We start from the raw sequence: 14,881 nt of genomic DNA, 5'->3' as shown, positions 1-14,881 counted from the left end.
TGCCCCTTCCTCATCACTTCTTGTTCTGTTCCTTCTTGATCGCGATCTCGTCGGCCTCGTCGTACGAACGGTTGCCGCACTTGAACTTCCAGTCGTTGCGCTTGTCGTTCAGATCCTCGACGGCCTCGTTGAAGTCGTCGGCGAGCTTCTGGTGCGCCTCGACGCGGACGTTGAAGGCCTTGTTGCCTTCGACGCGGTCGTTGCGGGCCTTGTTGAAGGCGTCGATCTTCGGCTGCAGCGCGTTCGCGCGGGCCTGGTACTCCTCCTGCTTGGCCTTCAGTTCCGCCTTCTCCATCTTGGCGGCGCCGGCCTCGATCTCCGCGCCGAACGCCTTGACGCCGTCGATCTCGGCCTTCAGGGCCGTGCTCTGCGCCTGCATGTCGGCCTCGAACTTGTCGGAGTCGGCCTTGGCGGCGCGCAGCTCGTCGCGCTCCTTCAGGACCTCGGCCTTCTTCTTGTCGAGTTCCGCGGCGGTGGCTTCGTTCTGCTGATTGGTGTTCATGCAGGTGCGCAGCTCGTCGCGCGTCATCAGCTTGCCCTTGCCACCCTTGGTGGTCGTGGCCGCGGCCGGAGCGGCGGACGTGGCGGGCTTGGCGGCGGGCTTGGCCGGCGCGCTCGTCTGGCCGCTCGTCTGGGCGGAGGCCAGACCGCAGGCCAGCAATGCCGCGACGGCGAGGGAGGTGCGAAGAGTGTTCATGTCGTCTCTCAAGTCATTGCGCCGGATGGGCGCTGTCTCGTCGGTACGGACCGTCCGGCTCGCGACCGGTCCGCTGTGCGGGTCGGCATGATGCCACGACCCGGATAATGCGCCGCTTCAGATCGTTTCCGGCCCGCGTGCAGCCCGCACGGCAGGCTGTCCACCCCGCACACGACCGCCTCGGGCGGCACCCCACCATGGCGCTCAAGGCCACCATCCACAAAGCCCAGCTGCAGCTCTCCGACATGGACCGCCATGTCTACGGCGAGCACTCCCTGACCGTCGCCCGCCACCCGTCGGAAACCGACGAGCGGATGATGCTGCGCATCCTCGCGTACGCGCTGAACGTGCCGGCCGACGACCTGCACGGCAAGCTGGAGTTCAGCAAGGGCCTGTCCGACGTCGACGAACCGCCGCTGTGGCAGCTCGACCTGACCGGCCAGGTCGTCCACTGGATCGAACTCGGCCAGCCCGACGAACGCCGCCTGCGCCAGGCGCATGGCCGGGCGGACCGCGTCACCGTCATCGGCTACGCGTCCAGCACGCCCGTGTGGTGGGCCGGCATCCAGAACAAGCTGCAGCGCACGCCCAAGCTGGCCGTGTGGCAGATTCCGGCGGAGCAGGCCCAGGCGCTGGCCGCACTCGCCGAGCGCGGCATGCAGTGGCAGGTCAGCATCCAGGATGGAACGGCGTACGTCAGCACCGAGAAGGGCGCGGTGGAGATCACGCCGCAATTGCTGAAGGAACGCGAGGAGTAAGACCTGGAGTAAGGTGAGGTGCGCAGACCCCAGCCCTCACCCCTGCCCTCCCCCTGCCCTCTCCCGCAGGCGGGAAAGGGAGTTGCCCGGGGAGTTGCTTGATCAGGAGACCGTTGTGTCGCAATCCGTGCCTTCCGCTTCCGCCGAACCCACGGCCTCCATCGACCCCGTCGCGGCCCACGCCGGCGGGGACGATCCGTTCCTGTGGCTCGAAGCGCTCGAGGGCGACGAGGGCGAACGCGCGCTGCAATGGGTGCGCGAGCGTAACGAGACCACCCTCGCCGCGCTGAAGGCGGAGCCCGAGTTCGAACCGGTGCGCGAGGAGCTGCTGCAGATCCTCAACGCCCGCGACCGCATCCCGCACGTCGCGCGGCGCGGCGACTGGTTCTACAACCTGTGGCAGGACGAGGCCCATCCGCGCGGCCTGTGGCGGCGCTGCACGCTGGAGGAATACCAGCTCGCCGAACCGCCCTGGCGCCTGGTGCTGGACCTGGACGCGCTGGGTCGCGACGAGGGCCGCAGCTGGGTCTTCCACGGCGCGACGGCGCTGGCGCCCGAGTACCGGCGCTGCCTGGTGTCGCTGTCCGACGGTGGCGCCGACGCACACGAGCTGCGCGAATTCGACCTGGAGACGCTGCGCTTCATTGCGCCGACCGACGGCGGTTTCTTCGTGCCCGAAGCCAAGAGCGACGTCGAATGGCTGGACGCCGACACGTTGCTGGTCGGCAGCGATTTCGGGCCGGACTCGCTGACCGAGTCGGGTTATCCGCGGCAGGTCCGGCGCTGGGCGCGCGGTACGCCGCTCGAAGCCGCGCCGGTGATCTTCGAAGGCGAGAAGGCGGACGTCTCCGTCTCCGCGTCGGTCGACCGCACGCCGGGCTTCGAGCGTGTCGTCTTCAGCCGCGCGCTGGACTTCTACAACGAAGCGCGCTTCCTCTGGAAGGACGGCGCCTTTGTCCCGATCGACCTGCCCAGCGACATGAGCGTCCACCTGGAAGGTCCATGGATGCTGCTGCGTCCGCGCACCGACTGGGCCATCCCGCACGGGCCGACCTATCCGTCGGGCTCGCTGCTGCTGATGGAGGAAGCCTCGTTCTGGAAGAACGAGCGGCACGACAAGCACATCCGGGTGATGTTCTCGCCGACGGCGGGGCGCTCGCTCGAGGACTACACGCTGACGCGCCACCACCTGCTGATCAACGTCAGCGAGCACGTCGCGAGCCGGCTCGAGGAATGGGACCTCTCGCACCGGCCGCCGACGCTGCGCCAGGTCAAGGCGCCCTTCCCCGGCACGCTGAGCGTGCAGAGCCTGCACGACCCGGAGCTGCTGGAGGACGCGCTCGGCGACCGCTACCTGCTGCACTACTGCGATTTCCTCACGCCCGACGTCGTCTGCCTGGCGCAGGCCGGCGTCGACACGCGCGAGACGCTGAAGCAGCGCGGCGCGCAGTTCGACGCCCACGGCATGACGGTCGAGCAACGCTTCGCCACCAGCGCCGACGGAGAGACGGTGCCCTACTTCGTCATCGGCAAGCGCGGCCGCAGCGCGCAGGCGCAACAGGAGACGCCGACGCTGCTCTACGGCTACGGCGGCTTCGAGGTCTCGCTGCAGCCGTGGTACTCGGGCGGCAACGGCCGGGCGTGGCTCGCGCGTGGTGGGCAACTGGTGGTCGCCAACATCCGCGGCGGCGGCGAGTACGGTCCGCGCTGGCACCAGGCGGCGACGCTCGAGCACAAGCAGCGCAGCTTCGACGACTTCATCGCCGTGGCCGAGGACCTGATCGCCCACCGCCTGACGCGGCCTGAACGGCTGGGCATCATGGGTGGCAGCAACGGCGGGCTGCTGGTCGGGGCCTGCATGGTGCAGCGGCCGGAGCTGTTCGGCGCGGTGGTGTGCCAGGTGCCGCTGCTCGACATGAAGCGGTATCACCTGCTGCTGGCGGGCGCCTCCTGGATGGCCGAGTACGGCGACCCCGACGACCCCGACGACTGGGCGCACATCGCCGCATACAGCCCGTACCAGCAGCTCAAGCCGGGCGTCACGTATCCGAGGGCGCTGTTCGCCACCTCGACGCGCGACGACCGCGTGCATCCCGGCCATGCGAGGAAAATGGCGGCTCGCATGCTGGCCTTGGGCCAGGCGTGCTTCTATTACGAAAACATCGAGGGCGGCCACGGCGGCGCTGCGGACAACCAGCAGCGGGCGCTGTTGCAAGCCCTCGAGTTCGCCTACCTGTGGCGGCAACTCGGCAGGGAGTCCCCTCGTGGAGACGTATCTTGAATCTGGTCATCCAGCATCATCCCGACGCGAGATGCTTTCTTGCGCAGCCGCAACCCGGACTGCAATGCCGGCTCGACTATGAGCGCCACGGCGAACAGCTGATCATCACCCACACCGGCGTGCCGGCGCAGTTGAGCGGGCAAGGCCTCGCCGCCGCGCTGGTGGAGGCCGCCGCGCGCTGGCTGGCGGAGTTCCCGCTGCAGCTGGTGCCGGGCTGCAGCTACGTGCGGCACTGGCTGCTGCGACATCCGCGCTGGCAACGGCTGCTGACGCCGGCACCGGCGCAGCGCGTGCTCAACGAATGGTTCGGCCTGCCCGGCAGCGAGCAGGACGGCCAGGTCCAGATGAAGTGGTTCAAGAAGGATGCGGCCTTCGACGCGGCGCTGCGCGAGCGCTTCGGACCCGTCATCGAGCAGGCGCTGCGCGGCGGCCTGCGCGAATGGGACTCCACGGCCTGGGGCGCGCTGGCGCGAATCCTGGTGCTGGACCAATTCACGCGCAACGTCCACCGCGACACGCCGACGTCCTTCGCTGGTGACGCGCTGGCGCTGGAGGCCGCGCTGACGTTGCTGCCGCGCGCGCAGGACCTCGGCACGCTGGAGCGCTGGTTCGTTGCGATGCCACTGGAGCACGCCGAGGACCTCGCGATGCAGGACCGCAGCGTCGCGATCTTCGAGGCGCTGGCTGCCGAGGACGAGCGCCTGAAGGACGCGCTGGACTACGCGCGCAGGCACCGCGACGTCATCGTCCGTTTCGGTCGTTTCCCGCATCGCAACGAGATCCTCGCCCGCGAGAGCACCCCTGAGGAGACTGAGTTCCTGCAACAGCCCGGTTCGCGATTCTGACTGCCCTCGGGCAGGGCCGGGGCAAGCGACGAAGTCGTGCCGTCAAGACTGACCAGGCGCGTTCTGTCTGACCGCAGCGAGCCGAAGGTGAGCGAAGGGAGTTGAGCGCCCGAGGCACGACGGGAGTCGCCTGCCCCGGCCCTGCCCGAGGGCAGTCGGCGAGGTGCTCTTACGTCGGTTCCTTCTCCTGCAGCAGCCGCCACATGACCTTCCCCGACCCCGACTTGGGCAGCGCGTCGACGAACTCCACGATGCGAGGCGCCTTGTAGGCTGCCATGTGTTCGTGGGCCCAATCGATGATGTCCTTGTCGGTGGTCTTGCCCTTGGCCTCGGCGCGCAGCACGACGACGGCCTTCACCGTCTCGCCGCGATAAGCGTCCTTGGCCGCGATGATGCAGGCTTCCTGCACGGCAGGATGGCGGTACAGCAGCATCTCCACCTCCGACGGCCAGACCTTGTAGCCGCTGGCGTTGATCATCCGCTTGAGCCGGTCGGTGATGAAGAAGTAGCCCTCCTCGTCCATGCGTCCGAGGTCGCCGGTGCGGAAGAAGCGCTTGCCGTCGAGCTCGACGAAGGCTGCGTCGGTCGCTTCCGGTTGCCGCCAGTAGCCCTGGAACACCATCGGGCCGTGCGTGATGATCTCGCCCACCTCGCCGACCGGCAGTTCCTCGAGCGTCGTCGGATCCACGATGCGCGAATCGACGCCGAAGATCGGGATGCCCAGGCACTGCAGCTTCGCGCGCTCGGGCGGATTGCCGTGGCTGGGCGCGGCGGTCTCGGTCAGGCCGTAGCCTTCGGCGAAGGTCAGGCCGAACTCTTCCTGCAGCCGTTCCGCCACGGCCTTGGGCATCGCCGCGCCGCCGCCGCTCAGGTAGCGCAGGCTCCGCAGGTCGAAGGACTTGTAGTTGGGGCTGGCGAACAGGTCGATGATCATCGTCGGGATGCAGGTCCAGTGCGTGACCTGGTAGCGCGAGATCAGCCGCCCGCAGAGCTCGCGGTCCCAGCGCGGCATGATCACGAGCGTCATGCCGATGAACACGGGGCCCAGCACCCCGTAGAGCGTGCCGGTGATGTGGAACATCGGCACCACCGCCAGTCCCACCGATTCCGCGCTGGCATAGCCCCACTGGCAGCCGCCGCAGCTGTTGGCCATCAGTGTCGCGTTCGTGTGCACGCAGCCCTTGGGCAGACCGGTGGTGCCCGACGTGTAGGGCAGCATCGCGAGATCGTCGGGCCCCGCGGTGTGCGGCCCCGGCACGAGGCCGGCGGCGATCGCCTCACGCCAGTCGGTCGCGCCCGGCGGCAGCTCGTGCACGGCGGTCAACCAGGCGCGCATCGCCTCGGGCGCATCGCAGGCGGGATCGGGGCCGGCGGGCGGCAGCATCTGCCAGTACTGCGTCACCAGCACCGCGCGCGGACGCTGCGACACCGGCAGGGTTTCCGCGGCTTTCGCGACGATGCCGGCGAGCTCGCCGCTGCAGATCACGACCTTGGTCTCGGGGTCGGTCAGGTAATGGCCGAACTCGTCCTGGCGGTTCATCGGATTGACCGGCACCACGACCGCATCGGCGCGGTTGATCGCATAGAACGCGATCAGGTACTGCGGGCAGTTCTGCAGGAACAGCGCGACGCGGTCGCCCTTGCCCACGCCCTGCGCCCGCAACCAGCCGGCGAGCGCCTCGGCCTGGCGGCGCATCTCGCGGAAGCTCAGCGTCGCACCGAGGAACTGCGTCGCCGCCTTGTCTGGATAACGGTTCGCGGCGACCTCGAGGTTGAACCACAGCGAGGTCCGCGGAATCGCCAGCCGCCGCGGCAACCTGGCCGGCCAATGGCTGTACTGCACGTCGGCGTTCTCGGGACGGGGGGTGACCACGCGCGTCATCGATCTGTCTCCTGTCTTTGTTTGGACCGATCTTCAGTCGGTCTCACGACCCACCTTGTCACGGCAGCGACAACCCCCGATGGAGCGCGAGGACAGCGAGCGCCGATGGGGCCGGAATGGCGCTGGGGGTTCCCGGAGGGATGCCCCCTGCGCCGTGGAGTGCCCGCGCCTGGCCCACCGCAGTCCAAGCGCCCAGCCCGCGCGTTCCACGCCCACGTGTGGCGTAAACCAGACTGCATCCCCGCCATTGGGGTGGTCCCGTAGATGCTCCGCCCGGGCGCCGCGCGTAGCATGCGGGCTTTCACCAATGTCCCGTACGGCATCCGCTTCCGATCCGGCAGCGTCGATGCGAGGCCGGGTCGTGCCTCCGTCCATGCTGATCGCGCGCCGTTCCACCCTGCTGGGGCTGTTGACCTGTGTCCTGGGATCCACCGACGCATCAACGGCGTGGGCGCTCCCCGCCGCGCCGCCGCTGGACCTGCCCGCCGGTCCGGTCGTGCTGACCGTCGGCGGCGCGCTGCGCAACGCCAACCGCGACGGCCGTGCCGCCTTCGACATGGCCATGCTCGAAAAGCTGCCGCAGGTCAGCTTCAGCACACAGACCCCCTGGTACCCGAGCCCGCGCAAGTTCACCGGCCCGCTGCTGCGCGACGTGCTCGCCGCCGCCGGCGCGCAGGGCCGCACGATCGAAGCCCGCGCGCTCAACGACTACCGCGTCAGCATTCCCGTCGACGACAGCGCGCGCTACGACGTGATCGTCGCGCGGCTGATCGACGACAAGCCCATGGCCGTGCGCGACAAGGGCCCGCTGTTCCTGATCTACCCGTTCGACCGCGCGCCCGAACTGCGCAGCAGCATCTTCTACGGTCGCTCGGCGTGGCAGCTCACCCACCTGGAGCTGCGCTGAGCATGACACGCGACGCCGCCCGCCTCGTGAGCGCCAAGGCCAACGCCAAGCGCCGCTGGCGCATCGCCGTCTCCGCGATGGGCCTGCTGCTGGTGCTGGCGCTCGCGGGCGTCGCCTGGCTGCAGGCGCGCCAGTACGAGGCGCTCAACGGCACGCGGCGCTACCAGGACGACTACCTCGTCTGGAGCCTGTTCCAGTTCGAGACCGAATACCTGAAGCTGCGCCTGGCGCTCGAGCAGGCCGCCGGGCCCAGCGTGGCGGTCGATCCCGACCAGGTCGCGCAACGCTACGAGATCTTCGTCAGCCGCCTGAACCTGGTGGAGAGCGAACACGCCGCGCTCGTGCTGGCGCATCACCCGGACTACCAGCGCACGCTCGCGCGCACGCAGGACTTCGTGCGCTGGGCCGACGCGCTGCCGCTCAACGGCGCGCTGATCCGCGAGCATCCGGAGCGCATCGTCGCGATCATCGACCGGCTGGAGCCGCTGGCCGATCCCATCCGTGACCTGTCGCTGACCTCGACCCACCACGTCGCCGAGGACGTCACCCGGCGCAACGACATCGTGCGCAACCAGAGCCGCGTGAGCCTGGGCCTGACGGCGGCGCTGTCGGCGATGACGCTGCTGTTCGCGGCCGTCATCTACCGCCAGTTCCGCGGGCTGGAGCGCTACGGCGACAAGCAGAAGGCGCTGGCCGCCCGGCTCACCGACGCGCAGCGCGAGGCCGACGCGGCCAACCACGCCAAGACGGTGTTCCTTGCCAACATGAGCCACGAGCTGCGCACGCCGCTGCAGGGGCTGCTGGGCATGCTGGGGTTGATCAAGGAGGCGCCGTTGACGTCCGCGCAGCAGGAGCAGTTGAAGGCCGCGAACGACTGCGCGCGCCATCTGCTGGCGGTCCTGGGCGACATCCTGGACGTGACGCGCATGGAAGCCGGCGGCCTGTCGATCGCGCCGGAGCCGCTGCAGCCGGGCGCGCTGATGAAGGAACTCGAGGCGCTGAGCCGGCCGCAGGCGGCGGCCAAGGGCCTGTCGCTGCATTTCGGCGTCGACGACGACGTGCCCGGCTGGTTGCTGGCCGATCCGACGCGGCTGCGCCAGATCCTGCTGAACCTGCTCAGCAACGCGCTGAAGTTCTGCGACCGCGGTCAGGTCGGCTGCCAGATGCGGTGCGGTGTGGGCGCGTTGGGCGAGGACCTGCTGATGGTCGAAGTCAGCGACACCGGGCCCGGCATCGACGCGCAGACGCAGGCGCGGCTGTTCCAGCGCTTCAGCCAGGGCGACGCAAGCACCTCGCGGCGTCACGGCGGCGCGGGGCTGGGGCTGGAGATCTCGCGCCGGCTGGCGCGTGCGATGGGCGGCGACATCCACGTGCAGAGCGCGGTCGGCCAAGGCGCCCGCTTCACGCTCGCACTGCCGCTGCGCGCCGGTGCGGAGCTGCCACCGGGGCGCATCGTGCCAGGTGTTGCGGAGGCCTCGAATGCGGCCAACGCCTACCCTGGGGCGCAGGACGCGGCGGCCGCCGCCCAGCCGGTCACCGGCCTGCGCGTGCTGGTCAGCGAGGACAACCCGACCAACCGCATCGTCATCGAGGCGATGCTGGAGCGGCTCGGCCATCATCCGACCCTGTGCGAGAACGGCTTGCAGGCGCTGCATGCGTTGCGTCAGCAACCGTTCGACATCGTGCTGATGGACCTGCACACGCCGCAGATGGACGGTTTCGAGGCGACCCGGCTGATACGCGAACTGCCGGCGCCGCGCGGCCGGCTGCCGATCATCGCGTTCTCGGCGGACGCGTTCGAGGAGTCGCGCCGGAAGGCCGACGAGGCCGGCATCAGCGCCTTCCTCGCCAAGCCGGTCGAGCTGGAGACCCTGCGCGCGTGCCTGCAGACGCTGGCGCCGTCGCGGGCGAGACCTGAAGCTGCCTGAAACGGCTTGGAAGCGGCATGAAAGTGGCTTGAAAGTGGCCCGGCCGCGCCGACGGCACGGCGGGCCGTCTTCGCCGAAGCCCACGAGCCTTCTCTTATAGTCCCTCTCCACCACGGAGAGCCCCGCCCATGTACCTGTCCCGGATCGCGCTGACCAACGTGCGCTCGATGGCGTCGCTGGCGATCGACTTCGGCGCCGGTCCGGACGCGCCGGCCGGCACGAACCGGCGCTGGACGCTCCTGCTCGGTGAGAACGGCTGCGGCAAGAGCACCGTGCTGCGTGCGATCGGCCTGCTGCTGGCGGGCAGCGAGGCCCTGCCCGAGCTGCTCGGCGACACCGACAGCTGGATCCGCAATGGCGCGCGGCAGTGCCGCATCGCCGGCACGCTGGTGACGGCCAAGGGTGACCCGCGCGAGATCGTGCTGGAGCTGCATCGCGGCGACGGCCTGCGCGAGATCTTCGAGCGCAACGCGCAGACGCTGGAAGCGCTGGACGCGGCGATCCGCCATGCCGACCGCAACTACTTCGTGCTGGGCTACGGCGTCTCCCGCCGCCCGCCGGAGGGCGGCAAGCGCTCGAGCGGTCCGCTGGACGATTCGGCGCGCTCGTCGCGGGCACGCGCGCTGGCCTCGATGTTCTCGCCGGACGCGTCGCTGGTGTCGCTGCAGCGCTGGGCCATGGACCTCGACTACCGGCGCGGCGATGCGGCGCTGGCGCCGATCCGCGCGGCACTCAACCAGTTGATGCGGGGCATGAACTTCTCGCGCATCGACAAGGAGTCGGGCCAGTTGATGTTCAAGACGGTCGACGGCGAAGTGCCGTTGAACCAGCTGTCCGACGGCTACCAGAACATGGCGGCATGGTGCGGCGACCTGCTCTTCCGCATCACCGAAGCCTTCCCTGATCGCAAGGATCCGCTGGCCACGCGCGGCGTGCTGCTGATCGACGAGCTCGACCTGCACCTGCACCCGGTGTGGCGGCGGCAACTGGTGGACTTCCTGTCGACCCTGCTGCCGCATTTCCAGTTCATCGCGACGACGCACTCGGCGCTGACCGCGCAGCAGAGCGGTGAAGGCGAGCTCTTCGTCATCCGACGCGAAGGACCGAAGCAGCGGCCGACGCTGGTGCCTTTCGTCGGCGAGCCGCGGCTCATGATGCTGCACCAGCTGCTGATGAGCCCGATGTTCGGGTTGGAGTCGATGGACTCGGTGGCGGTGGAAACCGCGCGGAACACGGCGCGCAAGCTGCACACGAAAACGAAGACGCAAGGCAAGGCGCTGACCTCGCGCGAGCGCACGCAGCTGCAGCGCAGCGCCGAGGTGCTTCGCGTCGCGCCCGAATGGGACGCGGTGCCCGATTACGCGCGGCAGCAGTCCGCGCTGCTGAAGGAACTCAAGACGACGATCGCGAAGCAGGCGGCGAAGTCCGCGCCCGCCACGAAGGCCGCGGCCGGCAAGCCCGTCGCGAAGAAGTCCTCTGGCACCGCAGCCGATCGGAAGCCGGCCAAGCCGGCACCGGCACCGGCGCTGTCGCCGACCAAGCTGAGGGCGGCGGTGAAGCGGGTGGAGCGCTCGAAGTGATCCGACTGCGGCGCGGCCGCGACGCCGCGAGCCTGGGCGCATTCACCGGCGCCAAGCTGCAGCAGCGGCTGCTTAAGCTCGAGGGCTACTTCTACGAGGACGGCGGCCGGGTCGACTTCAAGCCCAAGGCGCGCCAGATCTGGTCGACCGCGAAGCCCGCGCTCAAGCTCGATTCGGCTGGCAAGTGCGCGTACTGCGAGGCCGACACGGCCGTGGTCGCGCATGGGGACGTCGAGCACTTCAGGCCGAAGGACCTGTACTGGTGGCTCGCCTACTGCGTCGACAACTACACCTTCAGCTGCCAGGTCTGCAACCAGGTCTACAAGGGCAACAGCTTTCCGGTCACCGGCGCGCGATTGAAGCCACCACGCATGCCGGCCGCACAGCCCGTCGACGCGGCCAAGGCGGCGGCGCTCGCCGCGAGCTTCTGCCTCGATCCGGCCGGCGCCACGGACGCATCGCTGAAGCGCTTCTTCGCGGGCGAGCAGCCGCATCTTCCGGATCCTTACCTCGTCGATCCCGAGAAGCTGCTGTCGTGGAACGCGATCGAAGAGACCAAGGAGGTCTGGCTCATCGCGCGAGGACGTTCAGCGAAAGCCAAGGCCGCGGCGAAGGCGGCCGACGAGGTGCTCGGCCTCAACCGCACGGAGCTGCTGCGCCTGCGCTGGAATCACTACGACCTGCTGCGCACGCTGGCGCTCGCGTTCCAGGAGATGGAGCCGACGTCACCGAACGCGGCGAAGGTCCTCGCCGGCATCCGCCGCCGCGCCGACGGCGATCAGCCGTTCGCGGCGATGACGCGGCATTTTCTGCGGACGTGGGGATTGCTCTCCTGATCCCCCAAAGGTCTGCACCCTTCAACCCCTCTTCGGAGGGCGGCTTTCCGACTAGCGGCTCGCGCCGATTCGGCAGACATTGGACGCATTCCCTTCGTCCCATATCAGGAGCCACCCGATGAGCAGTCTCATGTCCAATGAGTTCATGGGGTCAGGCGTTGCCGGAGATCCTCGCATGACGTCGCCACATCACCTGACTCTACCTGTCGAGGCCATTGACCGCGCCTCGGTGCCGACCCACGATCGCGGCCTTGCCGTCAGGGTGGCGGTCCTGGAGACCAACGTGCATGGATTGAAGAACGAAGTCAGCGAGTTGAAGAGTGAGTTTCGCGAGTTCCGAAAGGAGATGCGCGCCGACATCTCGGCGATCCGCACCCACGACTTCCGGTTGTTGTTCGGCGCGCTCATCACTGTCGCGCTGAGCCTCGTCGCCGTCATGGCCAAAGGCTTCCACTGGATCTGATCAGACGACCACCGGCTCCGGTTCCAGCCGGATACCGAAGCGGCCGTAGACGCTTTCCTGGATCGCCCGCGCCAGCGTGACGACCTCGGCACCGCGGGCCTCGCCGCGATTCACCAGCACCAACGCCTGCTTCTCGTACACCGCCGCGCCGCCGACGCTCTTGCCCTTCCATCCGCAGGCATCGATCAGCCAGCCCGCGGCCAGCTTGAAGCTGCCGTCAGGCATCGGGTAATGCACGATGTGCGGGTCGCGCGCAATGATGTCGCGGCACTGCTCCGCGCTGACCACCGGGTTCTTGAAGAAGCTGCCGCGTTGCCGATGCGCGCCGGGTCCGGCAACTTGGCCCGCCGGATCTCGCAGATCCACTCGAACACCTGGCGCGCGTCGGGCGCCGTGATGCCGGTCTCGGCCATCTTGCGTTCGATGTCCAGGTAGCCCAGTTGCGGCTGCCACGGCTTGGGACAGCGCAGGCGCACCTTGGTGATCACGCTCTTGCCCGCGAGGCCGCCGTAGCCGGTCTGCTTGAACACGCTGTCGCGGTAGCCGAAGCGGCACACCGCCGCGGGCAGGGTCACGCGGCGCCCCGTCGTCAGGTCGACGACGTCCACGTTCTCCAGCCGGTCCTTCAGCTCGACGCCGTAGGCACCGATGTTCTGCACCGGCGCGGCCCCGACGGTCCCGGGGATCAGCGCCATGTTCTCCAGCCCCGGCACGCCCTGCGCCAGCGACCCAGCCACCACCTCGTGCCAGGGCACGCCGGCGCCGGCCTCGACGATCCAGCAGTCGTCGCGCTCCTCGACGCTCAGGCCCATGATCTCTATCTTGAGCACGACCGCATCGACATCCCGCGTCAGCACAAGGTTCGACCCGCCGCCCAGGACGAACTTCGGCGCGCGGCCCAGTTCCGGGTGGTCGACGACGCGGCGGACGTCCAGTTCCTCGCGGATGCGCACCAGCCGGCGCGCCGTCGCGGGCAGGCCGAAGGTGTTGTAGGGCTTGAGGTTGACGTCGTGCTCGATGACGACGCCCTCGCGGCGCTCGGTCGAGGGGGGATGGCGGGAGACTGCATGGCTAGAATTCTCGCCCATATCCCCAAGGATCCCCCCGGAGGACGGCCCCCGACGACCGGTCGCCGCCCTCCCCCTCTGAAAGAGCCGTACACATGCCCAGCTTTGACACCGTCCTCGAACCCGACATGGTGAAGGTCCGCAACAGCGTGGACGCCAGCGCCAAGGAAATCGCGACCCGCTTCGACTTCAAGGGCACCAGCGCCGCCATCGAGTGGAAGGACAAGGAAAAGGAAGTCCACGCCACCGGCGACGCCGAGTTCCAGCTCGAGCAGATCGAGGCCGTGCTCTATTCGAAGCTGACCAAGCAGGGCGTCGTGCTCGGCTTCGTCGACAAGCAGGACAAGATCGAGAAGCTCGGCGGCGACCGCGTCAAGCAGGTCTACAAGATCAAGAACGGCCTGGAGGCGCCCGAGGCCAAGAAGGTCGTCGCCGCGATCAAGGAAAGCAAGCTCAAGGTGCAGGCCCAGATCGAGGGCGACATCGTGCGCATCACCGGCAAGTCGCTGGACGACCTGCAGGGCGCGCAGGCCGCGCTGCGCAAGGCACTCCCCGATCTGCCGCTGAGCTTCGACAACTACCGCAAGTGATCTTCGGCGAGGACCGGGCGCCTGTCGGGCGCCGGTCCCGCTCCGCCACGCGGGCGCCCTGCCCGCATGCGCGCCGCGACGGCATCCGCCGCGCAACAGAACAACATCCCCGGGGGACGACATGAGCACTCTTCGCAAGCCTGGCTGGCGACGTCCCGCCGCTGCGGCGTTGACGGCGGCGCTGCTGGCGCTGTGCGCTCCGGCGGCGCAGGCGGACAGCGCCAAGGCCGCACGCTATTACGAGGACGCGCTCAAGCGCTTCGAACGCCAGGACCTCGACGGCGCCGTCATCCAGCTCAAGAACGCGCTGCAGCAGGACGCCCGGATGCTGGCGGTGCATGTGCTGCTGGGCAAGGCGCTGCTGATGCGCGGCGAGGCCGCGGCCGCCGAGATCGAGTTCAACGAGGCGCTGTCGCAAGGCATCAACCGCGCCGAAGTGGCCGTGCCGCTGGCGCAGGCGCTGGTCGCGCAGGGCAAGCAGCCCGAAGTGTTCAAGCAGCCGGCGCTGGTCCCCGACGGCCTGCCCGACAACATCCGCAAGCCGCTGCTGCTGGTGCGCGCAGCGGCGGCCTCGGACCTCGGCGACCCGACGCGGGCGCAGGCCCAGATCGACCTGGCGCGCGCCATTCCTCCGGACAACGCCGACACCTGGCTGGCCGAGGTGCCGCTGCGCCTGCGCGCGCGCCAGTTCGACCAGGCCACCGCCGCCGCCGACCAGGCGCTGCGGCTGGCACCGGGCCACAGCGAGGCGCTCTACCAGCGCGCCACCGTGCCGCATGTGCAGGGCAAGCTCGATGAAGCGCTCAAGGGCTACGAACGCGCGATCGCGGCCGATCCGCGCCACCTCGAAGCGCAACTGGCGCGCGGCGGCCTGCTGATCGACCTGAACCGCGACGCGGAAGCGCTGGCGCAGGTCCAGTCCGCGTTGAAGCTGGTCCCCAGCGAGCCCCGCGCCCTCTACCTGAGCGCCGTGCTCGCCGAGCGCCGCAACGACGCCGCTGCGGCCAAGGCCGCGCTGAAGGCCGTCACCAACGAGCTGGATCCGGT

At 69.1% G+C, this 14,881-nt stretch carries 11 protein-coding genes and 2 pseudogenes; 10 read left to right on the top strand and 3 right to left on the bottom strand.

Annotated elements, in window-relative coordinates:
* Nucleotides 1-13 precede the first annotated feature (13 nt).
* Nucleotides 14-697 (bottom strand): hypothetical protein, encoded by a 684-nt coding sequence (locus ACFJIX_RS18460; protein ID WP_377153516.1) that lies wholly within the window; start codon nt 695-697, stop codon nt 14-16.
* Between the two features lie 197 nt (nt 698-894).
* On the opposite strand from ACFJIX_RS18460, the gene ACFJIX_RS18455 reads away from it, so the two are divergent.
* The 3 genes from ACFJIX_RS18455 to ACFJIX_RS18445 all read left to right on the top strand — a co-directional run bounded on the left by ACFJIX_RS18455 (nt 895) and on the right by ACFJIX_RS18445 (nt 4,581).
* Nucleotides 895-1,455, top strand: a complete 561-nt coding sequence (locus tag ACFJIX_RS18455; RefSeq protein WP_377153514.1) for a YaeQ family protein — start codon at nt 895-897, stop codon at nt 1,453-1,455.
* A 115-nt stretch (nt 1,456-1,570) separates the two neighbouring features.
* Nucleotides 1,571-3,736, top strand: a complete 2,166-nt coding sequence (locus ACFJIX_RS18450) for a prolyl oligopeptidase family protein (protein ID WP_377153512.1) — start codon at nt 1,571-1,573, stop codon at nt 3,734-3,736.
* A complete protein-coding gene (locus ACFJIX_RS18445; RefSeq protein WP_377153510.1) occupies nt 3,733-4,581 on the top strand; it encodes a DUF924 family protein in 849 nt (282 codons plus the stop codon). The genes ACFJIX_RS18450 and ACFJIX_RS18445 overlap by 4 nt, the downstream gene beginning before the upstream one ends.
* A gap of 169 nt (nt 4,582-4,750) precedes the next feature.
* Here the strand turns inward: ACFJIX_RS18445 and ACFJIX_RS18440 are convergent, their stop codons facing one another.
* Nucleotides 4,751-6,463 carry a long-chain fatty acid--CoA ligase gene (locus ACFJIX_RS18440; protein ID WP_377153508.1) on the bottom strand — a complete coding sequence of 571 codons (1,713 nt, stop codon included), beginning with the start codon at nt 6,461-6,463 and terminating at the stop codon, nt 4,751-4,753.
* Nucleotides 6,464-6,824: 361 nt separating this feature from the next.
* Between ACFJIX_RS18440 and ACFJIX_RS18435 the strand changes: the two genes are divergently transcribed.
* From ACFJIX_RS18435 to ACFJIX_RS18415, 5 genes are all read left to right on the top strand, one after another.
* On the top strand, nt 6,825-7,370 hold the full coding sequence (locus ACFJIX_RS18435; RefSeq protein ID WP_377153506.1) for a molybdopterin-dependent oxidoreductase: 546 nt from the start codon (nt 6,825-6,827) through the stop codon (nt 7,368-7,370).
* A gap of 2 nt (nt 7,371-7,372) precedes the next feature.
* Nucleotides 7,373-9,298, top strand: coding sequence for an ATP-binding protein (locus ACFJIX_RS18430; protein ID WP_377153504.1), 1,926 nt, complete (start codon nt 7,373-7,375; stop codon nt 9,296-9,298).
* 128 nt (nt 9,299-9,426) lie between these two features.
* Nucleotides 9,427-10,878, top strand: coding sequence for an AAA family ATPase (locus tag ACFJIX_RS18425; RefSeq protein ID WP_377153502.1), 1,452 nt, complete (start codon nt 9,427-9,429; stop codon nt 10,876-10,878).
* Complete coding sequence (locus ACFJIX_RS18420) at nt 10,875-11,714, top strand: hypothetical protein (RefSeq protein ID WP_377153500.1); 840 nt, start codon at nt 10,875-10,877, stop codon at nt 11,712-11,714. Before ACFJIX_RS18425 ends, ACFJIX_RS18420 begins: the two co-directional genes overlap by 4 nt.
* Nucleotides 11,715-11,832: 118 nt before the next feature.
* Nucleotides 11,833-12,177, top strand: coding sequence for a hypothetical protein (locus tag ACFJIX_RS18415; RefSeq protein WP_377153498.1), 345 nt, complete (start codon nt 11,833-11,835; stop codon nt 12,175-12,177).
* On the opposite strand, the pseudogene murB reads toward ACFJIX_RS18415, so the two are convergent.
* Nucleotides 12,178-13,196: pseudogene (murB, locus tag ACFJIX_RS18410) on the bottom strand (UDP-N-acetylmuramate dehydrogenase). It lies immediately after the preceding gene.
* Between the two features lie 143 nt (nt 13,197-13,339).
* Between murB and ACFJIX_RS18405 the strand changes: the two are divergent.
* Together ACFJIX_RS18405 and ACFJIX_RS18400 are read left to right on the top strand one after the other, a co-directional pair.
* Complete coding sequence (locus ACFJIX_RS18405) at nt 13,340-13,834, top strand: YajQ family cyclic di-GMP-binding protein (RefSeq protein ID WP_297528740.1); 495 nt, start codon at nt 13,340-13,342, stop codon at nt 13,832-13,834.
* A gap of 121 nt (nt 13,835-13,955) precedes the next feature.
* Nucleotides 13,956-14,792: pseudogene (locus tag ACFJIX_RS18400) on the top strand (tetratricopeptide repeat protein); the annotation flags it as partial.
* Nucleotides 14,793-14,881 lie beyond the last annotated feature (89 nt).

This window comes from Roseateles sp. UC29_93, from assembly GCF_042695725.1.
Classification (GTDB): domain Bacteria; phylum Pseudomonadota; class Gammaproteobacteria; order Burkholderiales; family Burkholderiaceae_C; genus Roseateles; species Roseateles noduli_A.
Note: the sequence above shows the minus strand (reverse complement) of the source record. Positions and strands in the feature narration are given on the sequence as shown.